Annotated in this window: 23 protein-coding genes; 10 read left to right on the forward strand and 13 right to left on the reverse strand. The window is 71.1% G+C overall.

Going from position 1 to position 23,622, the window contains the following annotated elements; all coding sequences use genetic code 11:
- Positions 1-82: 82 nt before the first annotated feature.
- Positions 83-598, reverse strand: coding sequence for a flavoprotein (locus ABZU25_RS04800; RefSeq protein ID WP_355027968.1), 516 nt, complete (start codon positions 596-598; stop codon positions 83-85).
- 222 nt (positions 599-820) lie between these two features.
- Here ABZU25_RS04800 and ABZU25_RS04805 point away from each other — a divergent pair, with 222 nt between their 5' ends.
- Together ABZU25_RS04805 and ABZU25_RS04810 are read left to right on the forward strand one after the other, a co-directional pair.
- Positions 821-1,927, forward strand: a complete 1,107-nt coding sequence (locus ABZU25_RS04805; RefSeq protein WP_355027969.1) for an FAD-binding oxidoreductase — start codon at positions 821-823, stop codon at positions 1,925-1,927.
- A gap of 113 nt (positions 1,928-2,040) precedes the next feature.
- Positions 2,041-2,592 carry a hypothetical protein gene (locus tag ABZU25_RS04810; RefSeq protein WP_355027970.1) on the forward strand — a complete coding sequence of 184 codons (552 nt, stop codon included), beginning with the start codon at positions 2,041-2,043 and terminating at the stop codon, positions 2,590-2,592.
- A 10-nt stretch (positions 2,593-2,602) separates the two neighbouring features.
- Here the strand turns inward: ABZU25_RS04810 and ABZU25_RS04815 are convergent, their stop codons facing one another.
- Complete coding sequence (locus tag ABZU25_RS04815; RefSeq protein WP_355027971.1) at positions 2,603-3,484, reverse strand: fibronectin type III domain-containing protein; 882 nt, start codon at positions 3,482-3,484, stop codon at positions 2,603-2,605.
- A 188-nt stretch (positions 3,485-3,672) separates the two neighbouring features.
- On the opposite strand from ABZU25_RS04815, the gene ABZU25_RS04820 reads away from it, so the two are divergent.
- Positions 3,673-4,170, forward strand: coding sequence for a peptidase inhibitor family I36 protein (locus ABZU25_RS04820; protein ID WP_355027972.1), 498 nt, complete (start codon positions 3,673-3,675; stop codon positions 4,168-4,170).
- A 2-nt stretch (positions 4,171-4,172) separates the two neighbouring features.
- Here ABZU25_RS04820 and ABZU25_RS04825 read toward each other — a convergent pair whose 3' ends face one another.
- A complete protein-coding gene (locus ABZU25_RS04825) occupies positions 4,173-6,641 on the reverse strand; it encodes a hypothetical protein (protein WP_355027973.1) in 2,469 nt (822 codons plus the stop codon).
- A 530-nt stretch (positions 6,642-7,171) separates the two neighbouring features.
- Here ABZU25_RS04825 and ABZU25_RS04830 point away from each other — a divergent pair.
- Positions 7,172-8,077: a hypothetical protein gene (locus ABZU25_RS04830; RefSeq protein WP_355027974.1), complete on the forward strand. Its 906-nt coding sequence runs from the start codon at positions 7,172-7,174 to the stop codon at positions 8,075-8,077.
- Between the two features lie 56 nt (positions 8,078-8,133).
- Here ABZU25_RS04830 and ABZU25_RS04835 read toward each other — a convergent pair whose 3' ends face one another.
- Positions 8,134-9,111 (reverse strand): hypothetical protein, encoded by a 978-nt coding sequence (locus ABZU25_RS04835; RefSeq protein ID WP_355027975.1) that lies wholly within the window; start codon positions 9,109-9,111, stop codon positions 8,134-8,136.
- A gap of 50 nt (positions 9,112-9,161) precedes the next feature.
- Here ABZU25_RS04835 and ABZU25_RS04840 point away from each other — a divergent pair, with 50 nt between their 5' ends.
- Complete coding sequence (locus ABZU25_RS04840; protein WP_355027976.1) at positions 9,162-9,797, forward strand: hypothetical protein; 636 nt, start codon at positions 9,162-9,164, stop codon at positions 9,795-9,797.
- A gap of 5 nt (positions 9,798-9,802) precedes the next feature.
- Here the strand turns inward: ABZU25_RS04840 and ABZU25_RS04845 are convergent, their stop codons facing one another.
- Both ABZU25_RS04845 and ABZU25_RS04850 read right to left on the reverse strand, forming a co-directional pair.
- Entirely contained in the window at positions 9,803-10,171 is a 369-nt protein-coding gene (locus ABZU25_RS04845; protein WP_355027977.1) for a DUF4180 domain-containing protein, read from the reverse strand.
- Positions 10,164-10,616, reverse strand: coding sequence for a helix-turn-helix domain-containing protein (locus tag ABZU25_RS04850; RefSeq protein ID WP_355027978.1), 453 nt, complete (start codon positions 10,614-10,616; stop codon positions 10,164-10,166). Before ABZU25_RS04850 ends, ABZU25_RS04845 begins: the two co-directional genes overlap by 8 nt.
- Positions 10,617-10,785: 169 nt before the next feature.
- Here ABZU25_RS04850 and ABZU25_RS04855 point away from each other — a divergent pair, with 169 nt between their 5' ends.
- Complete coding sequence (locus tag ABZU25_RS04855; RefSeq protein WP_355027979.1) at positions 10,786-14,058, forward strand: AAA family ATPase; 3,273 nt, start codon at positions 10,786-10,788, stop codon at positions 14,056-14,058.
- 51 nt (positions 14,059-14,109) lie between these two features.
- Here ABZU25_RS04855 and ABZU25_RS04860 read toward each other — a convergent pair whose 3' ends face one another.
- From ABZU25_RS04860 to ABZU25_RS04870, 3 genes are read right to left on the reverse strand one after another with little or no spacing between them, the layout of a single operon-like run.
- Positions 14,110-14,967, reverse strand: a complete 858-nt coding sequence (locus ABZU25_RS04860; protein ID WP_355027980.1) for an ABC transporter permease — start codon at positions 14,965-14,967, stop codon at positions 14,110-14,112.
- Positions 14,964-15,977: an ATP-binding cassette domain-containing protein gene (locus ABZU25_RS04865; RefSeq protein ID WP_355027981.1), complete on the reverse strand. Its 1,014-nt coding sequence runs from the start codon at positions 15,975-15,977 to the stop codon at positions 14,964-14,966. The genes ABZU25_RS04860 and ABZU25_RS04865 overlap by 4 nt, the downstream gene beginning before the upstream one ends.
- On the reverse strand, positions 15,974-16,075 hold the full coding sequence (locus ABZU25_RS04870) for an NAD(P)H-dependent oxidoreductase (protein WP_355027982.1): 102 nt from the start codon (positions 16,073-16,075) through the stop codon (positions 15,974-15,976). Before ABZU25_RS04870 ends, ABZU25_RS04865 begins: the two co-directional genes overlap by 4 nt.
- Before the next feature lie 122 nt (positions 16,076-16,197).
- Here ABZU25_RS04870 and ABZU25_RS04875 point away from each other — a divergent pair, with 122 nt between their 5' ends.
- Positions 16,198-16,713, forward strand: a complete 516-nt coding sequence (locus ABZU25_RS04875) for a GNAT family N-acetyltransferase (protein ID WP_355027983.1) — start codon at positions 16,198-16,200, stop codon at positions 16,711-16,713.
- Between the two features lie 24 nt (positions 16,714-16,737).
- On the opposite strand, the gene ABZU25_RS04880 is transcribed toward ABZU25_RS04875, so the two are convergent.
- Both ABZU25_RS04880 and ABZU25_RS04885 read right to left on the reverse strand, forming a co-directional pair.
- On the reverse strand, positions 16,738-17,724 hold the full coding sequence (locus ABZU25_RS04880; RefSeq protein WP_355027984.1) for an aldo/keto reductase: 987 nt from the start codon (positions 17,722-17,724) through the stop codon (positions 16,738-16,740).
- A gap of 82 nt (positions 17,725-17,806) precedes the next feature.
- Positions 17,807-18,559 (reverse strand): SDR family oxidoreductase, encoded by a 753-nt coding sequence (locus tag ABZU25_RS04885; protein ID WP_355027985.1) that lies wholly within the window; start codon positions 18,557-18,559, stop codon positions 17,807-17,809.
- Positions 18,560-18,661: 102 nt separating this feature from the next.
- On the opposite strand from ABZU25_RS04885, the gene ABZU25_RS04890 reads away from it, so the two are divergent.
- Complete coding sequence (locus ABZU25_RS04890) at positions 18,662-19,504, forward strand: helix-turn-helix transcriptional regulator (protein WP_355027986.1); 843 nt, start codon at positions 18,662-18,664, stop codon at positions 19,502-19,504.
- A 38-nt stretch (positions 19,505-19,542) separates the two neighbouring features.
- Here ABZU25_RS04890 and ABZU25_RS04895 read toward each other — a convergent pair whose 3' ends face one another.
- Positions 19,543-20,394 carry an aldo/keto reductase gene (locus tag ABZU25_RS04895; protein WP_355027987.1) on the reverse strand — a complete coding sequence of 284 codons (852 nt, stop codon included), beginning with the start codon at positions 20,392-20,394 and terminating at the stop codon, positions 19,543-19,545.
- Positions 20,395-20,494: 100 nt separating this feature from the next.
- Positions 20,495-21,454 (reverse strand): LysR family transcriptional regulator, encoded by a 960-nt coding sequence (locus ABZU25_RS04900; RefSeq protein WP_355027988.1) that lies wholly within the window; start codon positions 21,452-21,454, stop codon positions 20,495-20,497.
- A 52-nt stretch (positions 21,455-21,506) separates the two neighbouring features.
- Here ABZU25_RS04900 and ABZU25_RS04905 point away from each other — a divergent pair, with 52 nt between their 5' ends.
- Complete coding sequence (locus ABZU25_RS04905) at positions 21,507-22,412, forward strand: serine hydrolase (RefSeq protein WP_355027989.1); 906 nt, start codon at positions 21,507-21,509, stop codon at positions 22,410-22,412.
- A gap of 154 nt (positions 22,413-22,566) precedes the next feature.
- Positions 22,567-23,544 carry an MBL fold metallo-hydrolase gene (locus tag ABZU25_RS04910; RefSeq protein ID WP_355027990.1) on the forward strand — a complete coding sequence of 326 codons (978 nt, stop codon included), beginning with the start codon at positions 22,567-22,569 and terminating at the stop codon, positions 23,542-23,544.
- Positions 23,545-23,622 lie beyond the last annotated feature (78 nt).

Below are 23,622 nucleotides of genomic sequence, written 5' to 3' on the forward strand. Positions count from 1 at the left end.
CCTGTCCATTGAACACGGTGCGTGGGGAGTTGGTATACGCACGACGCATATCTCAAGGACCGCTGAAGAAGAGAGCAGATGCTCAGGCTGGACGAAGCAACCGCAGCGCCTCGACAACCACGTCCCAATTCGGCCCGTCCGGCGAAGCAAGCGCCTTGCCCTCCGCGACGATCACACCGGCGGCGCGCAGCACCGCCAGGTGACCCGCGTACGCCGGATGGGCGGCCAGCTCCGCCTTGACGTGCGGAAAGGCAAGGATCGGCAACCCCGCGCCCAGCGACTCGTTCAGGACGCCGAGCGCCAGCGTGTCGTTGATGCCCAGCGCCCATTTCGTCACCGTGTTGAACGTGACAGGCGCCGCCACCACCACATCAGCAGGTGGGTGCGGCTCCGGGTCGCCGGGCATCCGCCACTCCACGCGTACCAGATAGCCGGTCTTTTCCTGCAACGCCTCCCGGTCGAGCCACCGCGCGGCGGTCGGACTGACGATCATGCACACCCGCCACCCGTCGGCGATCAGCAGGTCGACGAGCTCGTCGATGTGTTCTGCCGGACCCGCGGCGCAGACGACCAGATACAGCACCGGACGCTCCGTCATGCCCGCCAGTCTGCCCGACCAGGATGACGCGTAATCGACCGCATACGGACCACGCATGCTGCCGATGATCAACGTGACATGCCCTATTGCCTGGTCAGACGCGAGAGTCGACCCATGGCCCGGGGCGGGTGTCCCGACTCCGGAGCTGCGCCGGCCCTCAACGGCGCAGCTCCGTCCCGCCCGCCCCGGTGCCACTCGATCCGTCAACGACTCGGAGCCGGCATGCCCACCCTGATCGACGACGACCACCCGACTCCCGTGAGCCTGGCCGCCGCCTGGGCGTCGGTGGACGTGCGGGCCGCCGGCGACTTCTGGTGCACACTCGAGGATCGCCGACCGGGGCTGCTCCCACACCGCGACGCGCCGCTGTTCTTCACCGCGTTGGGCCAACTCGTGGTCGGCGGTGACGACCCGGCCATTCGGGCGGCGCTGCTCCTGGTGCTCGGCCGCGCGTACCGTCACTTTGACCTGCTCCCGCACTCCACCACCATCGGCGACGCGCTGCTCGCCACCGTGGCCCGCCACGCGCACCCACAGTGGAGGCCGCGGCTCACCCGCGCCGCGGAGCGCGCCCTGTGCCGCGCCACGCACGCCATCCGCCGGGCCGCCGCGCAGGTCGGCGACGGCCGAGCCTGGTGGCACGTCCAGGTGATCGGCCACGAGCGGCCGTCGCCCGACATCGCCATCCTGACGGTACGTCCCTGGCGGCGACTGCCCTTCCAACCAGGTCAGGCGGTCCCGGTCTGCACACCCGACCTGCCCGGTCACTGGCGCTGGTTCTCGCCGGCCAACGCCCCACGCGCCGACGGCACCGTCGAGCTACACGTCCGCGCCGTACCCGCCGGCACCGTCTCCCACCGCCTGGTCCATGAGGTACGCCCCGGCGAGCAGCTCTGGCTCGGCCCACCCGGCGACACCGGGCTGACCCTCGGCCCGTCCTGCACCGGCGATCTGTTGCTCGTCGCCGGTGGCACCGGGCTGGCGCCGCTGCGCGCCCTGGTCGAGCAGGTCGCCGCCGCCCCGGACGGCCGGCGGGTGACGCTTGTCGTCGGCGCGCGCAGTTTCACCGACCTGTACGACGCGATCGCTCTCGACAAGCTGCAATGCGCCAACGACTGGCTGACCGTCGTGCCGGCGTTCTCCGCCGACCCCTGCGCCGAGCCGGCGGAACAGGGTGACGCCCTGACCATCGCCCGCGACCATTACCGGCCCGGCCAGGAGGTCTACCTCTGTGGCCCACCCGCGATGCTGGCCGACGCGCGGCCACGACTGCTTGCCCTCGGTATTCCCGCCGCCCGCATCCACCTGCCCGAAACCTTCAACCGCTAATGGACTGCGGCTCTGCCGGACGAGATGGCCACCATGCGCGATGCGAACCTCGCCCCGATTCCTCGGTGTCCTACTAGGTTGGCTGGGGGAACACCGCTTCAGGTTGGTGGCCCGTGAGGAGTCTGATCGAGATGCGAGAAGTAAGCGACGATTTCCTGGTCGGCCTCGCAGGAATCGCAGCCACGCTTGTCGGAACGTTCCTCGTGGGCGTCTTCTTCTACCTGGACTCAGGGCAGCGCCGCGCCCGCCAGACCCGGGCTGGCTCCGACCGGTACGTGCGATCGGGAGTGCGGGGCGTGTTCCTGCTCAACGCCCTCCCACTCATCGTGCCACTCACACTCGCTAATCTCACTCCGATCTGGGGCGTCCTGACGTTCGTTGTACTCAGTGCCATGCTGGTCGTTGCGTCGGTCGATTCTGCGTTTCGGATTCTGCGGCACCGCGACGCCCGCATCTCGATCGCTCTCGTCATCAATGAGGTCGTGTCGTGGGTGGCCGTTGTCTTCATCATCGCAATACCCTGGGTCCTCGGCGGTTGGTACCCGCCACCAGACGCATTCGTCCCTTCGCTGGTGCTGGCGCTTGGAACCGGATTCCTCAGCATAGTTGCGCTCGTCATGACTCTTTTCGACTCGCCGCCCGATGAAGCCGCTTCAACTCGATGACTCACCGGCATCAGGCGTTCGTGTCGCCGAACTCGCGGACCTCGTCGACGTCCAGCGTGATCCGCGAGTTCTCGGTCCACTGGCCGGTGGCGGCGAGCCAGCTCGGGTCATCGCGTTCGTCGATGTCGCTCCAACTGTGCCGGTGGTGCCGTAGTTGGATCGGCCCGGTCGACGCGCCCGGCTCAAGCGAGCCGCCGGTGAAGGTCAGCTCGACCCAGCCGGGGACCGGCGTTCCCGGGATCGGATAGCCCGGCGGCGCTGGCGTCGTGAACCCGGGCGGCCCGCCCGGCGGGATGAAGAACTGCACGGTTTGCCGGATCCGGTCGCAGCCCACGGCGGCCCAGTCGCAGTTCGGCACCAGCGAGGTGTTGGCGCCCTCGAAGCGCAGGTGGTAGCGCACCCGCACCACCTTCAGGTCGAGCGGCCCGGTGCCGGTGTTGGTGACCTTCAGAATGTGCTGGATCTGGTTGTTCGTCGGGGACCAGTCGAGGTTGAGGTAGCTGACCGTCGCGCGGCCGTTGGCGGTGCGCACAGTGCTGGCGGGCGAGGTGTCGGAGTAGCCGCCGAGCGCGCGGGCGGCAATCGCGATCCGGTACGTCGTCCCGGGCGCCAGGTCGGTGAGCGTGATGGTCGTGTCGGTCGTGGAGCCGAGGAAGCGGTACGTGTTCGGCCCCAGCGGCACCTGCACCTCGTAGTTGATCGGCTGCTCCGAGCCCGGCTCGACCCAGGCGGAGGGTGCCCAGCTGAGCGTCAGCTGATGTGGTGCGTTGGCCACCACCGTGGGGGTGCCGGGGGTGCTGATCGCCGGGCCGTCGGCCCGGGCGGCGTTGACGGCGAGCAGGCTCGCCAGCGCGGCGAGGGCGATAGTGGCGGTGACGCGGCGCGCAGGCATAGCCGAATGGTACCCGCCACCTATCGCAATCAATGTGTCGTCTCACCGATCCCAGCTGGCGATCAATCGACTTGACTCAATACGCTGGCTGGGCGGCGTATCCATCGGTACTCCGCGATCGCAGCCCGGCTGACCTGGCCGGCGCTGTGGCACGTCCGTCCCTGCGCGCCCACATCGCGAGGTGTCGAATGGTCATTCCACGTCCCGTTCTTGCCGTGCTCGCCGCCGTACTCTGTTGGTTTCTGATCGTCTTTCCGGCGCCCCGGCCGGCCGGTGCCGGCGCAGCCGGAAGTCAGGAAATAGCAGATTATCTGGCTACCCACCCGGGCGGAAAGGCGCTCAGCGACAACGAGATCAGTTACGACGGTGGGGCGTTCGTCGTGACCCTGCGCCGACCGTTCGGGACGCTCGCCACCGCCGACTGCCCCTCGGGCTGGTACTGCTTCTACGAGTGGCCCAACTACGGCTACCCCCGGGGCCGGCTCTCCGACTGCGGCCGGCAGAGCCTCGCCACCTGGCAGTGGCAGTTCCGGGTCGAGTCGGCGCACTACAACCTCGGCAGTGGCACTGTGTCGTTCTACTACTACGACACCAGGCTCTTCGACATCGGGGCGGGCACCCGGGTCCGCAGCGACGCGTACCCCTACCGCAACTGGCCGAACTACGTGCAGCGTCGCTGCGGGTGACGTCAGGCGCAGTCGGGCGCGATGATCCGGTCCGTCCGCCCCTTCTCCAGGAACAGCACGTAGCCGAGGATCTGCTCACCGGCCACTGTGGTCGTCTCATGGCTGAGCAGCTCGCCGGTGAGCGGGTTGAACTGCAACGTCTCCCGACGACCGAGCGTGTCGTCGGCGCTGAAGGCCAGCCCGGGCCGGTCGTTCCAGTCCGGGTACGCGCCCCGGTCCTGGATGCCCGGCGTCGCCGCCAACTCGAACAGCAGCGCCGAGATCTGACCCGGGCTCAGCAGGTGGTAGCGGAAGATCCGGCTGACCACGTTCAGCGTCCCGGCCGCCGTGCGCAGCTCCGGCGGTTGCTCGCCCAGCTGCGCAGCCAACTGTTGCCGCAGCTCCTGCGGGTCCACCGAGGGCGCCGGCGGAATCTCGGCCAGGTCTCCGCGGCGATACGGGACCGTCTCCGGTGCGGCCGATCGGTGTCCGTCGGTGACCGGGGTGACGACCCGGCGGCCGGACAGCTCCCCGGTCCACCACAGCGTCTCGTCCCGGTAGCTGTCCCGATCGATCCCGGGCGCGAGGTCCGCCGGTGCCCAGACCCGAAGACAGGAGACGGTGTACGCCCCGGCGCTGGCCGTCGGCGCGATGCCCGCGACGGCCAACGCGAGATCGCTGAGACGGCCCGACGTGCTGGCGACAGTCGGGGTGCTGCCCGTCAACGGCTGGGTGCTGGGTGTCGCCTCGGTCGTCGGTACGACCCGGGCCTCGTCTCGCCCCCGGATCGCGGTGGCGCCGATCGCCACCAGCGGCGTCAGGGACACTCCACCGAGCAGGATCGCCAGGACGGCGCGCACCTTCGGTGGCAGCCTGCTGATCCGGCTGACGGCGGTCGGGGCCAGGACGACTTCCTCAACCGCCGGTCGACGCGGTCGCGGAATTCTGGTGGTCCGGGCGGTGCCGGCGTGTCGTTGGGCCTGCCGGTTCACGCGTCGACCTCCCTCCCGCGCCGCGGGCCACCCCGCCGTGCTGCTGCGGGCGATGGGCGAGGTCAGCGGTCGGTGGGGCAGCGCGTACCAGCCGGCCGAGGTCTGCCGCTGGGGGACCGGCACCGCGCCCCGCTGCCGCGCCGGTGCCTCCGCGTCCAGGGGGCGAGATGGCTGGTCGAAGGGCATCCGGTCCAGCGGGGCGGCCCGGTTCTGCTGGCTCGGTTGCGGTCCCACCGCGTTGAACCGGGCCGACTGGTCGTTGCTCGGAAGAGCGAGCTGCGGGAGCGGGTCGGCGTGCGGCAGGGTCGGCAGGCCGGCCGCCGCCGGCGGAATTAGATCGCGGCGGAACTCGCGCTGATAGGCGTGCGCCGCGTAGGCGGCCAGCCGGAAGTACCAGGCCCGTCCGGCGCGGCCGGCGTCCTCGTAGGTGCAGGAGATCAGTGCCTGACTCAGCAGGGAGAGCAGGTACTGCGCCCGCCAGCTCACCCCCCAGTTGCCCGTCCTGGCCACCGCCAGTCCGACCGAGTAGCTGGCCTTGATCGCCTTGACCTGCCGCGCGGAGAGCCGGTCCGAAGGGCGTTCCTCCGGGTCGATCAGCAGGCTACGAAGGGCATCCGTGTCGACGCTGCGAGGGCTGTTCACCACGTCCGGGCGGACCGCGTCCAGGAGCACTGTGGCCAGGTCGCGGGTGAGCGGCGCGTCGACGGCGAACCGGTCCGTGTCCACCAGGCAGAACTTCTTGACGTGCACCTGGCCGGCCCGGGAGCAGGCATAGAGGACGTTTCGCGCGTGCAGGTCGCCGTGCGACGCACCGCAGAGCTGGTCGAGCTGGTCGCCGTCGACGAGCGAACCGGTCTCGGCGAAGCGGAGTGGGTGCGGCAGCACCGCGCCGGTCGCAACGTCGTGCAGCCAGTCGCCCTGGACGGTGCCGAGGCCGAGCGCATTCATGGCCCCGGGCAGCTCATCCTGGGCCCCGGCGTCGGTCAGTTCCCGTCGCACGAATCGGCCGACGCTGGTCCGGCTGGTCCGCCGTCCCTCGGGGCACCAGTGGTTCCACACCCCGTCGAGCAGTGCCTTGTAGGCGTCCTTGCGCTGGTCGTCGCTGACGTCGGCGAGCGGAACGACCTGCTCGGCGCCGTGCGCGATGTCCTGGAACATCAGGTACCGGCCGTCGCCGACCGGGTATGGCGGGTACGGCTGACCGACCAGGTGACGCTCGGCGAAGCCGCGATCGAGAGCGGCGGCCCGCGCGTGCCGGGCGGCCTCTTCGCTCGCCTGCTCGGCGGGCAGCACCTTGACGTACAGCTGCTCGGCGTTGCGGCCGTCACGCCGCTCGGCGATGACCGGGATCAGCTCGGCATCGCTGTGCCCACGTCGTCGGGTGGGATGGCACGGGGGGCGAACGACGGCGTCGCGCCCGGCCGCCCAGTCCCACAGCGAGGCCGCGACTGTCGCATCCTCCACGTACCGTTCGAGCTCGTCGACAAGACCGTCGCCCATGTCCGCCGTTGGACCTTCCACGAGTGGTGAAAGTGGACGCGGACGGGCAGGGGTGGCACGTCCGAGTGAGGGATGCGCGGGTAAACGCGACCGTCAAGCTACCTCAATTTCGGGGCGAACGCGGTATTAATTCGCAGCCAATCCCGCACCTACCCAAAAGTAATAAAGGGTCACTTTACGCTCTCGTGAAAATGCAATCCGTGACATGTCGATGAATGGACGTGCGACCGTCACGGAACGGAAGTGTGAGGTGACAGAGCGCACGGAATCCCTGCTCCCGGACTACTTCTTCCGACGGTTTCACGCTTCCGCCCGCGCCGACCCAACGGCCCGTCAGCACCGTGATGGCGGAGTGCCCGGCCACCAGCGCGTTGGTGCCGATGTCCGCGGTGCGACCGTCCGTTACGCGACGTAGTCGGTTTGGAGATAATGCCTGGCCAGGTGGCTACCTAGCGTGAACTCGTCATCACGAACGGCCTTGACGTCGGCGTCTCACCTGCCGCCCGTCGGGCCTCAGACGGGAGAAACAGATGCGTACTCACGATGAAACCCGCCGGTTGGCCGCCCGAGCGTCCGGGTTCGTGCTCGGTCTCGTCGCGGCCGCGGCGGTGGTCGCCCCGGCGAGCCCGGCGTCCGCAGCGGTCCCCGGCCTGGTGCGCGTCGCCGCGACCAGCGTCAGCGACTCGGCCGACTTCCACAGCGTCACGGCGACCTGCCCGGTCGGCAAGGTGCTCACCGGCACCGGCTACGAGCTGAACGGCGTCACCGGCGAGGGCATCGTCGACGACCTGCGCCCCAACGGCGGTGTCGCCACAGCGCCGACGTCCGTCACCGTGGGCGCCTACGAGACGGAGGCGTTCGCCGGCAACTGGTCGGTGACGGCGTACGCGATCTGCGCGAACCCGGTGCCCGGCCTGGTGCGCGTCTCCACTGTCGGTGTCAACAACTCGGTCGACTACCACTCCACCACGGCGACCTGCCCAGCCGGCAAGGTGCTCACCGGCACCGGCTACGAGCTGAACGGCGTCACGGGTGAGGGCGTCGTCGACGACTTCCGCCCCAACGGCGGCGTCGCCGTGGCACCGACCGCCGTCACCGTCGGCGCGTACGAGTCGGACGCCACGACCCTGAACTGGTCCGTGACCGCGTACGCCATCTGCGCCAACCCGCTCGCGGGCCTGGTGCGCGCCTCCGCAGTGGGGGCTAGCAACTCCCTCGACTTCCGCAGTGTCACGGCGACGTGCCCGGTCGGGAAGGTGCTGACCGGTGCCGGCTACGAGCTCAACGGGGTGACCGGCGAGGGCATCGTTGACGACTTCCGCCCCAACGGCGGCCCCGCGACCGCCCCGACGTCCGCCGCCTCCGGCGCGTACGAGGAGGACGCCTTCGCCGGGAACTGGTCCGACACGGCGTACGCCATCTGCGCCACCGCGTAGTCGATAGGTCGTCCGACGTGGCCACCCCGCAGGGCCAGGGGTGGCCACGTCCGGCCTCACGGATTCCAGTAGACGAGGACGGTGGCCTGGTCGAAGCGTCGATCCTTCAGGTCGGCACGCTGGATCACCCAGTGGATGGTCGCGCCGCCCTGTCTGCCGCCGTGGAACTCGGCAAGCAGAACCCAGTCACCATGGTCGGGTGGCCCACCACCACGCAGCGGCCCGTCGTGGCCGGAGTGGCCCGAGGGGTTGGCACCCAACCAGGCGGGGTTGAAGCCGTTGCAGTCAGTGCCGTAGCCGCCCAACAGCAGCGGCGTCGTATGGCCTCCATAGGAAAACATGCCGTCCGGTACGTCGCCCAGGACGTCCTGCCACACCTTGGTCATCTCTTCGAACGGGGGTTCTCCCGGCAGCGGCGGAGACCACGGAGGCCCGGGGATCGTCTTGACGTAGGGCAGAGATATGTCGACCGTAAGGTGCAGATCGCCCGGTGGGATCTCCGCGTAGACCTCGGCACACTCCTCGTCGTCGGGAGAGAACCCGGGCGGATGTTGTTCTCGCTCCTCAACGGCCACGCCCGCCGGCACATACCTGACCTCGCCGTAGCCGCTTTCTTCGGGCCAGCCGAACAGCAGCAGTTGGCCGTCGGACGGTAGTGGAAGGTCGGTCACGTCTGCCGGAAGCGCAGCGCAGTCGATGGTGGCGATCAAGGGAAACTGGGGGTCCTTGGCGTCCGCCGGAAGCAGCACGGGCCCACGGATGGCGCCCACGACCGGCCCATCACCCTGCTGTGTCAGGAGCGCGGACGGGCGGGCGAGCTCCAGCCAGCGCTCCACATCGGCGGCGGGGATGTCGCGGCGCAGCGCCTCGGCGCGCACCTGATCGAGGATCTTCACGTTTCGGGGAAGCACGGGAGCACGGTAGGTCAACAGTGCGACGTTTTCGACCCCGCCAGATGCGGTGTCGCTGTCGGGCCCAGGCAATTGATACCGCGATTTGCCGTCGGCGGGCGGTATGGGGAAGCGCCCGACCATAGCGTCCGAACCACGGACTTCCGCGAGCGCGCAATCTGAGGGAGGCGACCATGCAGACGGCCGAAGGTCTGTTGTTACCGGGCGAGCGAGCCCCGGTCGCTGTTCGGGTGGACCGGTGGCGGGCGGGGCTGCCGCCGGACGCGTGGCCGGACACCCTTCCGGCGAGCGGCGAGATCTGGCGGCGCGACGTCTTCGCGGTGGCCGAGGCGTGCCGCGCCGGTGCCGCGAGCCCTCGTCAACTGCTGACCGCCGTGCTGGTCTGGGGTTACGGACCCATCGGGTACGGCCCGTGGCGTGCCGCCAGGTCGCTCGGCGCTGATCCGGACGGAAAACGCCTGGCGTACGCGCTGGAAGAGGTGTCCACGCCAGCGCCCGACGAGGAGGCGCTGTGTGCGGCGTACCGCCGCTTCCGCGACCCCGATCACGCTCGCCTGCCCTGGTTGGGGCCGGGCCTGTTCACGAAGGTCCTCTACTTCGTCGGCTACCGGCGAGGGGTGGGCGGCGTGCAGCCCCTGATCCTCGACCGTGTCGTGGCCGGTCTGCTTCCCGCCGAGGCGGGTGTCGGCCGGCGCAACGGCTGGTCGTCCGAGGAGTGGCTGGCCTACCTGCGGTGGGCGGCCGAGCAGGCCCAGGTGCGGGCGGTCGAGGCGGACGAGGTGGAGATGACGGTTGTCGGCGGCGGGTGAGGTGGCTATCGCGCCGCGCGGAGGCGGGCGTCGAGCGCGTCGAGGTCGGGGAGAAACCAGATGTGCCCGCCCTGGTTCGACTCGTGCACCAGCGCGCGCAACGCGGAACTCTCCGCGAGCTGCGCCGAGATGTCGCCGACGACGGCCAGCCGCAGCCGGTAGTTGACGAACTTCTGCATCACGTCGCCGGCGAAGCGGGTGCCCAGCGAGAAGAAGCGTTCGTCGAGTCGGTTGGCCGGCACGGCAACCACCTGGGCGCCGAGGAACGCCGCCCCGATCAGGTCCAGCGCGTCCTGCTCGGTGGCCAGTGGCGGGCCGTCGGGGTCACAGACCAGCACGGGCACTCCGGCGCGTTCCTGGATCTCGTCAGGCATCGTGGACCTCCCGGTCGAGCAGGCCGTTGTCGGCGTTGAGTACGGCGTCGAGCAGGTGCAGCAACTCGGCGGTGGCCGCCGGGTCGCCCAGGATAATGATCTTCATGCGGTGGCGTTGCTCGTCGTACACGGTCTGCACCCGCAGCGGGTTGGCCTGGTCGTGGCCGGTGTTGGCGCTGGTGAGCACGAGCGTGCCGAGCCGGTCGGCGGCGGCTCTGCCGACACCGTCGATCTGGACGATGCTCGACACCTCCGCCTGCCTGGCGACGCTGGGCGCGGTCGGGGCCTGTCCGGTGAGCGCGTCGAGATCACTGGCGGCGATCCGGTACTGCTTGCCGATCCGCACCGCGCGCAGCCGGCCCGAGCGGATATAGCTGCGCACCGTCCGCACGTGCAGCCCAAGCCGGTCGGCGACCTGCTCAACTGAGTACATGTCTTCCGTCATCGTTCCCCATGATATGCAGATAGGGAAGGTTAGGGATAGGTGGGGGTGTTGCGTTGGCGATATCAGCTCCAAAGCTCGCAGTGAACACATTGCTCCCCGAGGTCGAGAGGGAAGTTCGGCCGGCTAACTCGCTCGCGCTGTCGGACGGTTCCAGTACCGTCTGGAAACCATGGACGCGCGGCGCGGCGACGCGATCATCGGGCGGGATCACCCGGCGGGTCTGCTGCGCGCCGAACTGGACCGGGCGACGACCAGTCACGGCGGTCTCGTCCTGGTCACCGGCGAGCCGGGCATCGGCAAGACGACGCTCGTCACGTCGGCGGCCCGGGAGGCTCGGCACCGGGGCGCGCTGGTGCTGGGCGCCGCCTGCTGGGATTCCGACAGCGCCCCCGGCTACTGGCCGTGGGTGCAGGTGCTGCGCGGCCTGCGGCGTTCCGCCGACGACTGGGCGGTGGCGCGGCTGGACGCCGAGCCGGCCCTCGCGGCCCTGCTCGGCGAAGCCGACACCAGCAAGGGGCAGGCCGATCGCACCGCCAGCTGGGCCGGCGTCGACACGGGCGGAGACATCCCCGCCAAGGAGGAATTCGCGCTGCACGACGCGGTGACCGCCGCACTGGTCGCGGTCTCCCAGCAGCGGCCGGTCGTGGTCGTCCTCGACGACCTGCACTGGGCTGACCCGGCCTCGCTGCGGTTGTTGAGCTTCGCCGCACAGCACACCTGGTTCGAGCGGTTGCTCCTGGTCGGCACCTACCGCGACGCCGAGGTCGAGTCTGGCGAGCACCCGCTGCGCCCACTGCTGATGCCGCTCGTCGCGAAGGCCACCACGATCACCCTCACCGGCCTCTCCCGCGACGAGGTGGCCGCACTGATGGCACGCACCGCTGGGCGGGAACCCGACGCCGACCTCGTCGACGAGGTGCACCGGCGTACCGGCGGCAACCCGTTCTTCATCGAGCAGACCGCCCGGCTGTGGCACGCCGACGGCGCGGCGGGCACTATCGCACCCGGCGTACGGGAAGCGGTGCGCCGCCGGCTGGCCCAGTTGCCGCCGGCCGTGGTCGAGGCGCTCACCGTCGCGGCCGTGCTGGGGCGCGAGTTCCACAGTCAGGTTCTGGCGGCCGGCGGTGCCGGCCCGGTGGCGCAGGTCGACCGGCTGCTCGACCGTGCGGTGACCGCCCGGCTGGTGGTCGCCCGGGGCGGCGGCCGGTTCGCCTTCGCTCACGACCTGGTCCGGGAGACCCTCTACGACGGGCTGTCCCACGATGACCGGCAGGCGCGGCACGGCGCGGTCGTCCGGGCGGTCGACGACCTGCGAGAGCTCACCGATCAGCTGATCCCGGCCGACCTCGCCCGCCACGCCTACCTCGCCGGCCCCGCCCTCGACCGCGCCCGGGTGGCCACGCTGCTGGTCGCCGCCGGGCGGGACGCGTTCGTCCGGCTGGCCGCCGACGAGGCGTCGGTGCACTTCCGCCGGGCGCTGGAGGTCGTCGAGGACCGGGAGCAACGAGTGCGGATCCTCATCGAGTTCGGCGAGACGCAATACCACCACGCTGGCCGGGACGAGGCCGCCAAACTGCTCACCGAGGCCGGTGCGCTGGCTCGCACACTCGACAACCCGGTGTTGCTGGCCCGCGTCGCCCTGATCGTGAACCGCGCCCGCCAGGTGGAGACCGCTCCCTCAGTGGACGCGGCGCAGTTGGTGCGCGACGCGTACCGGAAACTGATCGGGGAACCGGACGCCGACGCGTCGGTCGGCGCGCTGGTCGCCGACCTGATCACCGCCACCGAAACGATCGCCCGTCGAGGGCAGGACGACGAGGCGCTCACCTTCAGTCTCTGGGCCCGTCACGACACCACCTGGGGGCTGGGCACCGCGGCGGCCCGCGCCGCGCTGACCGCCGAGATTCGGGACGTGGCCCGCCGCACGGGAGACCGGGAGACCGAGCTGTGGGCCACCTCGCTGCGCTGGGTGGCGCTGCTCGAGTTGGGCGACCCCCACTTCAACGAGGAGTTCGCCACCTTCGTCAACGTGGACCGGCACGGCGACGCCACCCGGCACCGGATTGCGGCGACCATCGACAGCGGGATCATCGCGGCTTTCCGGGGTGACTTCGCCGAGGCCGACGAGCGGTTCGCCGTCCTCAGCGACTCCTCCGACCCGGGCCATGCCGAGTTCGGGTTCATGGGCCATCACCTTCGCTGGTCCCGGCTGCTGCTCCAGGGGCGGTTCACCGAGGCCGACACCCTGCTGGACGCGCTGGCCCCGATCGACTACCCCTACCAGGAGTTGCTGCGGGCGATCACCGCGGCAGAACGTGGCGACGACGAGACAGCCGTCCGGCTGACCGTCGGCATCGAGGCCGCCGCCATCCGCTACCCCCGCCCGGTGTCGCCGCTCTGGCTGCGGTTGCGAGCGCAGGTCGCCGCCGCGTCCGCCGACCCGCAGCGCTGCGACGCCGCACGGGCCGCACTCGCCCCGCACCGGGCAGAGTGGATGGTCGCGCTCTTCGGCTGCGACGTCAGCGGCCCGGCCGACCACTGGCTGGCACTGATCGACGCCGCCCAGCAACGCTGGGACGACGCCATCGCCGGCTTCACGGCCGCCCGTGAGTCCGCCGACCGGCTGGGCTCCCGTACCTGGTCGCTCATCGCCCGCGCCGGCCTGGTGAACGCCCTCGCCGGTCGGGGCCACCCGGGTGACGCCGCGACACTGGCCGCGCTGCGCGCCACCATCGTCGAGGAAGCAAGCGCTCTCGGTATGACGCAGGTGCTGCGCCGGATCGCCGAACCGGCCCCCGCCGACGCGGCCGAGCAGATCGCCACCGCACGTCAGGCCGTCGCGCCGGGTCAGGCTGTCGCGCCCGACCGGGCCGCGCCGGTCACGCTCACCATCGAGGGGTACGAGTTTCGGCGCGACGGGCCGGTCTGGCGACTCGGGTACGCCGGGTCGTTGGCGCACCTGCCCGACGCCAAGGGCCTGCGCGATCTGCACCTGCTGCTCAGCCGCCCGGGCAGCGACGTGCCGGCGGTGGAGTTGCTCGACCCGGCCGCCGGCCCGGAGTTGGTCGCCGCCCGCCGGATGGGTGCCGATCCCGTCCTCGACGACGAGGCGAAGGCCCGCTACCGACAACACCTGGCCCGCCTCGACGAGGAGATCGACCGGGCCGCCGCCCGCGACGACGACCGGAAGGTGTCCACGTTGGACGCCGAGCGGGGTGCGTTGCTCGACGAGCTGCGTGCCGCCGCGGGGCTGGCCGGCCGGAGCCGCCGGCTGGGCGACGAGGCCGAGCGGGCCCGCAAGACGGTGACCGCGCGGATCCGGGACACGTTGCGCAAGCTCGACGAGCGGCACCCGGCGCTCGCCAGCCACCTGCGCGAATCCGTCTCGACCGGCAACACCTGCCGCTACCTGCCCCCCGAGCCACTGCCCTGGCGGCTCTGAGAAGAACGACCCACCCCACCCACCCGTGGCAGGGGTGGGGTGGGGACAGGGTCAGCGGCGGTCGTACCGGTACATGGTCAGGGTGCCGAAGACGACCAGGAAGCCGGCGCTCCACAGCAGCAGCCACATGGTGGCCGACGGGTCCGACTCGCCGCTCATCGCCCCACGGATCGCCGCGACCAGCTGCGTCACCGGGTTGACCTTCACGAACGCCTGGAGCCAGCCGGGCATGGTGCCCGGATCGACGAAGACGTTGCTCAGGAACGTCAACGGGAACAGCACCATCATGCTGACCCCCATCACCGACTTCTCGCTGCGCAGGATCAGCCCGAAGAACGTCCACACCCAGGAGAAGGCGAACGAGAAGACCACCAGCAGCCCGATCCCGACGGCCACCCCGACCACCCCGCCGGCCGGCCGGAAGCCGAGCACCAGCCCCAGGCCCAGGATCACCAGGGCGGCGAGGATGTAGCGCAGCACGTCGCCGAAGATCATGCCGACCAGGGCGGCGGGACGCCAGACGGGCAGCGTCCGGAACCTGTCGAAGATGCCCTTCTCGATGTCGGTGTTGAGGCCGACACCGGTGTACATGGTGATCATCACGACGCTTGTCACCATGATGCCGGGCAGGAAGAACTGCAGGTATTCGCGAGGACTGCCGGCGAGGGCACCGCCGAACAGGTACGTGAACATCAGCACCATGATGATCGGGAACGCGGTCACGTCGAAGAGCTGCTCCGGCACGTGCTTGATCTTCAGCATGGCCCGCCAGCCGAAGGTGAGCGACGCGCCCAACGCGCTCGGCCGAGGCGGTCGGGCACCGGGCGCGAGCACCGTCGCCAGCGCCTCGGCGGACGGGACGTAGACCGTCGGTGCCCGTTCGGTAGTGGTGGTCGTGGCGTCGCTCATCGGGCCGTCTCCAGTTCGTTGGCGTGCTCGTCGGCCGGCACGGCCGGGTGGTCGGTCAGGGCCAGGAAGACCTCGTCCAGGCTCGGCTGGCCGAGGGAGAAGTCATCGACGACGATCCCGGCACGGGCCAGCTCGCCGAGCGCACGAGCGGCCTGGGCGCTGGCGTCGAGGTCGGTGCCGGCCTCGCCGACCCGGGCCGTCAACGCCACCGGATCGGCGGCGAGCTGCACCGGCACGTTGAGCGCCTCCCGGAGCACCTGCTCGGCCTGGGGCCGTTGACCGGGATCACGCAGTCGCAGGTGGACGGTGCCGGAGCCGACCGACGACTTCAGCTCGCCCGGAGTGCCCTCGGCGATCACCCGGCCGTGGTCGACGACCGCGATCCGCCCGGCGAGCTGGTCGGCCTCGTCGAGATACTGCGTCGTCAGCAGCACCGTCGTGCCGTGCGACACCACCGCCCGGATGATCTCCCACACCTGGTTGCGGCTGCGCGGGTCGAGGCCCGTCGTCGGCTCGTCGAGGAAGAGCAGGTCGGGGGTGTTGAGGATGCTGGCGGCGATGTCGATGCGCCGCCGCATCCCACCCGAGTACTTCTTCACCTGGCGGTCGCTCGCCTCGGTCAGACCGAACGCGGCGAGCAGGGCCGCCGCGCGCTCCCGGGCGGCCGGCTTGCGCAGGCCGAGCAGGCGGGCCAGGAGCACCAGATTCTCCGTACCGGTCAGGTCCTCGTCGACGGAGGCGTACTGGCCGGTGAGGCTGACCCGGGAACGGACCTTGTCGGCATCGGTGACCACGTCGTGCCCGAACACCCGGGCTGAGCCCCCGTCCGGGCGCAGCAACGTCGCGAGCACCCGGACGGCGGTGGTCTTGCCCGCCCCGTTCGGGCCGAGCAGGCCGTAGACGGTGCCGGCGGGTACCTGTAGGTCCACGCCGGCCAGCGCCCGGGTGTCGCCGAACGAGCGGGTCAGTCCCTCGGCCTCGATGGCCAGGCCGGTGGTGCGTCTACTCATGATTCGTACCTCTCGGTGTGGTTGTACTCGGGTGTGACAACGACGAAACCGTCCGCCCGGCCCACCTCGCGGACGAACGCCCGGATGGACGGGGTCATCTGCTCCCATCCTCAGGGCGCGAGGTGACGACAGGCGCCCGCTAGATCCGATCTAGCGGGTGCTGTTTCGGGACGAAATGTCGGTGCGATCGGCTTGACTGGGGTCGACGACAGGGAGTGGGATGGCACAGGTACGCATCGAACCGTGGCACGAGGACGACCTCGACCTGCTGCGGCAGCTCAACTCACCGGACACCCGTAAGCACACCGGCGGCCCGGAGACCGACGAGCAGGTGTTCGCCCGACACAACCGGTACGTGCACTTCGCCGAGGGCGGGCAGGGGTGCATGTTCACAGTGGTGCTGCCGAACGGCGCGCGGGCGGGCAGCGTCGGCTACTGGGCCCGCGAGTGGCGCGACCGACCGGTGTACGAGCTGGGCTGGGCGGTGCTGCCCGCGTACCGGGGGCAGGGGCTGGCCAGCGCCGCGGTGCGCGCGGCTCTCGACGTGGCCCGCGCCCGACGGGACCGGCGCTACGCGCACGCGTACCCGTCCGTCGACAACCCCGCCTCGAACGCGGTCTGCCGCAAGGCGGGCTTCACGCTGCTGGGCGAGACGAATTTCGAGTACCCACCCGGACACCTGATGTGTGCCAACGACTGGCAGCTCGACCTGACCGCCCCGCCGACCGACGGCTGAGGTCGGCGGGGCGGCCGTCGCAGGTCACCAGGTGGTGTCGAGGCGGTGCCGCTGCTCGGCGGTCAACTCCAGGTCCACCGCTGCCAGGCTCTCCTCCAGTTGGGCCACCGAGGAGGCGCCCACCAGCGGGATGGACGGCAGCTCACCGCCCAGCAACCAGGCCAGGACCACCTGGTTGACCGTCGCGCCGGTCTGCCCGGCCACCTCCCGCAACACGGCCAGCCGTCGGGGCGCGCTCGGCAGGTCGTAGGCGGCGCTGAGCGGCTTGTCCGCCCGGGTGAACGCCCCCTTGAGCAGCGGCGAGTACGCCACCAGGGTCAGCTCGGGCTCGGCCCGCAGGTAGCTGAGCAGGTCACCGCCGACACCGCCCGGCTCACCGTCCGGATCCAGCTCGCTGACCAGGTCGGTGCGGTTCGGCAGGTAACTGCGGTGGTACTGGAGCACCTCGTACCCCGGCAGGCCGGCGGCGGCGGCCAACGCGCGGGCCCGCTCCACCCGCCAGGCGCGGTGGTTGCTCGCGCCCAGCAGGCCCACCGTGCCCTCGGCGACCAGCTCGGCGAAGCCCTCCACGGTCTCGGTGAGCGGCACGGTCCGGTCCTCGATGTGTGCGTAGAGCAGGTCCAGCCGGTCCACCCCGAGGCGGTCGCGGCTGCGCTCCGCCGACTCGCGGATCACCTTCGCCGACAGGCCCTCGGCGTTGTCCAGGTAGCTGGTGCCGGGGGCCAGCGGGCGGGCACCCAGCTTGGTGGCGATGACGATCTCGGTGCCGATGCCCCGGCTGCGCCGCCACCGTCCGAGCAGCTCCTCACTCTGGCCGCCCTGGGAGCCGTCGACCCAGAACGCGTAGTTGTCCGAGGTGTCGATGAAGGTGCCGCCCGCCTCGACGTACCGGTCGAGGATCGCGTACGAGGTGGCCTCGTCGGTGGCGCTGCCGAACAGCATCGCGCCGAGGCTGAGCACGCTGACCTCGCGCCGGGTCGCCGGGTCGGTGCCGATCGTGCGGTACCGCATGAGATCTCCTTCCGTGCACCCAAGCGGTGGGCGCCCGAGGAACACCCTGGCGGCTGGAGTGCGCTCCAGGTCAAGCGCTCGTTCACCAGGGCAGTACGCCGTACCCACCGCCGGCGTCCATCTGGAAACCCCAGAGCAGCCCGCTCGGGCCGTCGGCCGGCAACGTCGCCAGGTGCGTGCTCACCTCGGCGCCCTGCTCGGCACTGCGGAAGCCGTTGTTGCTGTTCAGGTCGGTGGCGCAGTAGCCCGGGTTCGCCGCGTTCACCTTGATCGGGGTGTCCCGCAGCTCCTTGGCGTACATGGCGGTGAGCATGTTCAGCGCCGCCTTCGACGACGGGTACGGCACGGAGGTCAACGCGAACAGCGCGCCGGCCGGGTCGGTCATCACCGCGATCGAGCCGACCTCGCTGGAGACGTTGACGATCCGCGCCGCCGGTGCCCGGCGCAGCAGCGGCAGCAGCGCGTTGGTCACGGTCACCACCCCGAACACGTTCGTCTCGTACAGCCGGCGCAGCGTCGCCACTGTCGTCTCGCTGGGCAGCCCCCGCGTGCCGTCGGCGAGGACGATGCCAGCGTTGTTGACAAGCACGTCCAATCGGCCGTACTCCGTCTCCACCAGCTTGGCGGCGGCCGTCACCGACTCGGCGTCGGTGACGTCCAGCGGCACGAACCGGGCGTCCGCGCCGCCGTCGCGCAGCTCCCGTTCCGCTGCTCGGCCGCGCTCGGCGTCCCGCGCGCCCACCAGCACTGTCATCCCGAGGGCGCCGAGCTGACGGGCGGTGGCGAAGCCGATTCCCTTGTTGGCCCCGGTGATCAGGGCGATCCTGTTCGTCATGCCGTCGAGCCTGTCCCCGCCGGCGGCCTCCGGGGAGAGACGGCCCGAGGCTGGGACCGGCGGTACCACCCTCGCGGGCCCGGCCCGGGGCATGCTTGAGGCATGACGAGCAGCGGCCTGCGGCGGGACGAACTGGCGGCGTTCCTGCGGACCCGCCGCGCCCGGCTGCGTCCCGCCGAGGTCGGCCTCCCCGACGGGATACGCCGGCGCACCCCCGGCCTGCGCCGGCAGGAGGTCGCCCAGCTCGCCGGGATGTCGATCGACTACTACATCCGGCTGGAGCAGGGCCGGGGGCCGCACCCGTCCCGGCAGGTGCTCGCCGCGATGGCCCGGGCGTTGCTGCTGAGCCGGGACGAGCGGGAGTACCTGTTCCGGATCGCCGGGGAGAACCCGCCGCCGACCGTCGGCCCGAGCCGGGAGGTGACTCCCGGGCTGCGGCACCTGCTCGACGCCATGACCGAGACCCCGGCGTACCTCGTCGACGCCGCGTACCACGTGTTGGCCTGGAACCGCCTGGCCACGTACTTCCTGGGCGACCTCGCGGCTGTGCCGGACGCGGAGCGCAACATGATCCGCTGGACGTTCCGGCAGGCCGTCACCGAGGGCCACTGGACCGATGCCGACGCCCGCCGGTTCGTGCACAGCACGGTGGCGGACCTGCGGGCCGCCTACGGCCGGTATCCGGCCGACCCGGCGATCCGTGATCTGGTCACCGAGTTGCTCGGCACCTCGCCCTCGTTTGCCCGGCTCTGGGCCGAGCACGAGGTCGAGGAGCGCCGTCCGGTGATCAAGCGGGTGCCGCATCCCCACCTGGGGTCCTTGGAGTTCGAGTGCCGGGTGCTGCTGGTACCGGAGACCGAGCAGCGGCTGATCGTCTACGTCCCCGAACCCGGCTCGCCGACGCATGCGGTTTTCCGCCGGATCGCCGAACGCGTCGGCTCCTGACCTCGCCGGGATCTCACCCGCCGGACGGCGGGCTCGGATCAGCGGGGGACGTAGGCGAAGGTGTCCGGGTTCGCGCCCTGCCGCCCGGCCTCGCCCTTGTCCAGCGCGGTGATCCGCTCCATCGCCGTGTCGTCCAGCTCGAAGTCGAAGATCCGGATGTTCTCCTCGATCCGCTGCGGGGTTGTCGACTTCGGGAAGATGATGTCGCCGCGCTGCACGTGCCAGCGGAGCACCACCTGCGCCGGGGTCCGGTCGAGCTGCTCGGCGATGTCGACAACCGTCGGGTCGTCGAGCACCTTGCCCTGTGCGATCGGCGACCACGCCTCGGTGAGGATGTTGTGCTCACGGCCATAGGCGCGGACCTCGTCGTTGCCGAAGTACGGGTGCGCCTCGATCTGGTTCACCGCCGGCACCACGCTCGCCTCGGCGGCCAGCCGCTCCAGGTGCGACACCTGGAAGTTGGACACGCCGATCGAGCGGGCGCGGCCGTCGCGCTGGAACTCCTCAAGCACCTTCCAGGTCGAGACGTAGTCACCGTCGTACAGGGTCGGCAGCGGCCAGTGGATCAGGAACAGGTCGATGTGGTCCATCTTCAGCGCCGCGAGCGTCGAGTCGAACGCCCGGCGGGCGTCGTCGGGGCGGTGGAAGCCGTTGTTCAGCTTGCTTGTCACGTAGACCGAGGCCCGGTCCAGGCCGGACACCCGGACCGCCTCGCCGACCTCGGCCTCGTTGCCGTACATCTCGGCGGTGTCGATGTGCCGGTAGCCCGTCTCCAGGGCCGTCGTCACCGCCGCGACGGTGTCCTTCGGCTCGATCTGGAACACGCCGAAGCCGAGCTGCGGAATGGTGGTGCCGTCGTTCAGGCTGATGTCGGGAATCGTGTCTGCCATTGCGGCTCCATTCGCGTCGTCTTCGTTGCCTGTCATCCATACCCGAGCGAACGGCGATCCACCGGCAAACCCGGGGTGACGAGCGCGACGTGGGATCTGCTCACCCGGTCGTGTCGAAGAGCACCGGCCAGGGCCGCGCCGCCGGCACCGAGGCCGGCGCGGGCGCGACGGGCTCGGCGTCGGCCAGCACCTCGGCGGCGAGCTGCCCGAACATCGCCGCCGCCGGGTGCGCCGACCGGTCCGGCCAGGCCGCCGAGGTGCGCCTGACCAGCGGCGCGCCGGTGATCGGCCGCCAGGCGATCCGGGGTTCCCGACGCGCCACCGTCGCTGGTTCCACTGCCACCGCGCCTCCGGCGAGCACCAGCCCGAAGAGGAACTCCGGGTTGCGGGCCGGCCGGATCCGGGCTGGACGCCACCCGTGCTGCCGGCACACCGTCAGCAGGTGGTCGTGCCAACCGGGCGCGGTCGCCCGAGGTGCGGCCACCAGATCCAGCTCGGCCAGCGACGCGAGCGCCACCGCACGGTCGCGGGCCAGCGGCGAGGCGCGCGGCAGCAACACCCCGAGGGGTACGTCGACCGGGGCGCCGAAGCGCAGCCCGTCCGCCGTCACCGGGTGATGCACAAGCCCCACGTCCAGGGTCCGCTCGCCGAGCATCCGCACCTGCTCGGCGGTGGTCAGCTCGTGCAGCTCCACGTCCAGGCCGGGCGCTCGGGTGGTGAGCCCGTCCAGCAGCGCGCGCAGCGTCACCGCGGGCGTCTCCGGCGGCACCCCGGCCCGGAGTACGCCCAGCTCACCCGCGCGGACCTGCCGCATGAGATGACGAAGCCGACCCGCACCGGCGAGCAGTTCCTCCGCCTCGCCGAGCAGCAGCTCACCGGCGGTGGTGAGGCGTACCTGCCGGCGGGACCTGTCGAACAGCTCGACCGTCAGCTCCCGTTCCAGGCGCTGGATCGACTGGCTCAGCGGTGGCTGGGCCATCCCCAGCAGCTCCGCGGCCCGACCGAAGTGCAACTCGTGTGCGACCACCACGAAGTGCCGCAGGTGCCGGAGCAGATCCACGGCCGGGACCCTACGCCAGCGCGGCCACGGTGCCGCTGGATACCGTGCTGGCGTGGACGTCAGCGAACGCATCGAGGCTATCTTCGCCGCCGTGGGGGTGACGGCCAGCCTGCACGCCGTCGACCTGGACGCCGTGGACCTGACCCTCGGCGTCGGCGGTCCGGAGGTCGGTGTGCGGGCCGACGAGCAGGTGGTGATCGCCTCGATCTTCAAGATCCTCTTGGTGCTGGAGTTCGCCCGGCAGGTCGAGGCCGGTCAGCTGGATCCGACTGAGCGGGTCCTGGTCACCGCCGCCGACCGGCTCGGCGGGTGGGGGCTGGCCGGCTGCACCGACGACGCCGAGGTGTCGCTGCGCGACCTCGCGTACCTCGCGATGTCGGTCAGCGACAACACGGCTGCCGATCTGCTGCTGCGCCGGGTCGGCCCGGATCTGCTGCCGATGCTCGCCGCCGAGCTGGGGCTGACCCGTACCCGTGTCCTCGGCGGTCCCCGGGACCTGGTCGAGATGATGCTCACCGACGTGGGCGCGCGGACCGAGGCCGAGTTCGCCCGGATCTTCCCCACGTTGTCGGCGGACCGGGTCCGGGCGATGCGGGTCTTCGATCCCGCGCACACCACCTCCAGCACGGCCCGGGAGATCACCCGGCTGCTCACCCTGATCTGGCGGGACGAGGCCGGGCCGGCGGCGGCGTGCGCCATGGTCCGCACCTGGATGGCCCAGCAGATCTTCTGGACCCGACTGGCCGCCGGGTTTCCGCCCGGCGTCCGGGTGTCCGGCAAGACCGGCACCCTGCCCGGCCTGCACCTGGAGGCCGGAGTCGCCGAATACCCCGACGGCGGCCGGTACGCGATCGCCGTCTTCGCCCGCGCCGACCGGTTGGCCGCGCGCCGGATCGACGTGGACCTGGCGATGGGGGAGGCCGCCCGGACGGCGGTCGAGGCGCTGCGCGGCGACTGATTTCGCACCCGCCGCGACCTCGGCCGGCCACCCCTGAGCTGGCCCGATATCCGGAGGCGTATCGGAGCCGACCGCCTCCGATCTTGGACCGCGGCCCGGTGCCGCTGGTTGGCTCGTGGTCGACACATCGCCCGACCACGGGGAGTAGATCCGCATGCCCAGTCTCGACCGCCGACGCTTCCTGCGGGACGCCGCCGCCACCACCGCACTGGTCTCCGCCGGTGGCCTCGCCGCCGGCTCCGCCACCCCGGCCCAGGCCGCGACGCCGACCGCCGCACCCACGCCGACCGCCCGCCGCAAGGGCGCGGTCAGCTTCCGCTGGTGGGGTACGGCCGGCTGGCGCGTCGACATCTCCGACCGCACGGTTCTCGTCGACCCGTTCCTCAGCCGGATCGACACCGGGCTGTTCACCGGCGCGTTTCAGACGGCCACCCCGTTGACAGTGCGCGCCGACGTGATCGACCCGCGCGTCGAGAAGGCCATGACTGTGCTTGTCACGCACACGCACTGGGACCACTTCATGGACGTGCCCCACATCGCCAAGCGCACCGGCGCGCGGGTGTTCGGCACGCTGACCGCGTACCACCTGGGGTTGGCCTACGGGGTGCCGTCGACGCAGCTCAGCCCCGTCAAGGGTGGGGAGGTGCTGGACTTCGGCGACCACACCGTCGAGGTGGTCGGCTCGCTGCACAGCCGCAACCCGTCGTACTCCCTGGCCTTTCCCGGGGTGCGGGTGACCCAGCCGCCGCAGCCGGCGACCATCGCGGATCTGCCGGAGGGCGACACGCTGGGCTACCTGCTGCGGGTCGACGGCGGCCCGTCGGTCTACTTCACCGGGGCCAGCGACGTCGCCGAGCGCAACCTCACCGGGCTGGCGCCCGACGTGGCGATGGTGGCCCTGCAGAGCGCCACCACCACCGGCGACTACCTGCCCCGGCTGCTGGCCGGCCTCGACTACCCGAAGGTCATCGTGCCGGTGCACTACGACAACTTCGAGACGGCGCTGGAGAACCCGCCGACGGTTGCCGAGACCGACCGCACCCGGTTGACCGACATGATCGCCGCGGTGCGCCGGATCTCGCCGCGCAGTCGGGTGCTGGTACCCGAGTACGAGACCGCGTACCACTTCTGACAGGCGCCGGTGGGGGGGGGGGGGGGAGGAGCCCCCCCCAGCGGAGGCGGGGGGGAGGAGGGAGGGGCGGGGGGGTGG

This window comes from Micromonospora sp. NPDC005215 (assembly GCF_040607915.1).
In the GTDB taxonomy this organism is placed as follows: domain Bacteria; phylum Actinomycetota; class Actinomycetes; order Mycobacteriales; family Micromonosporaceae; genus Micromonospora.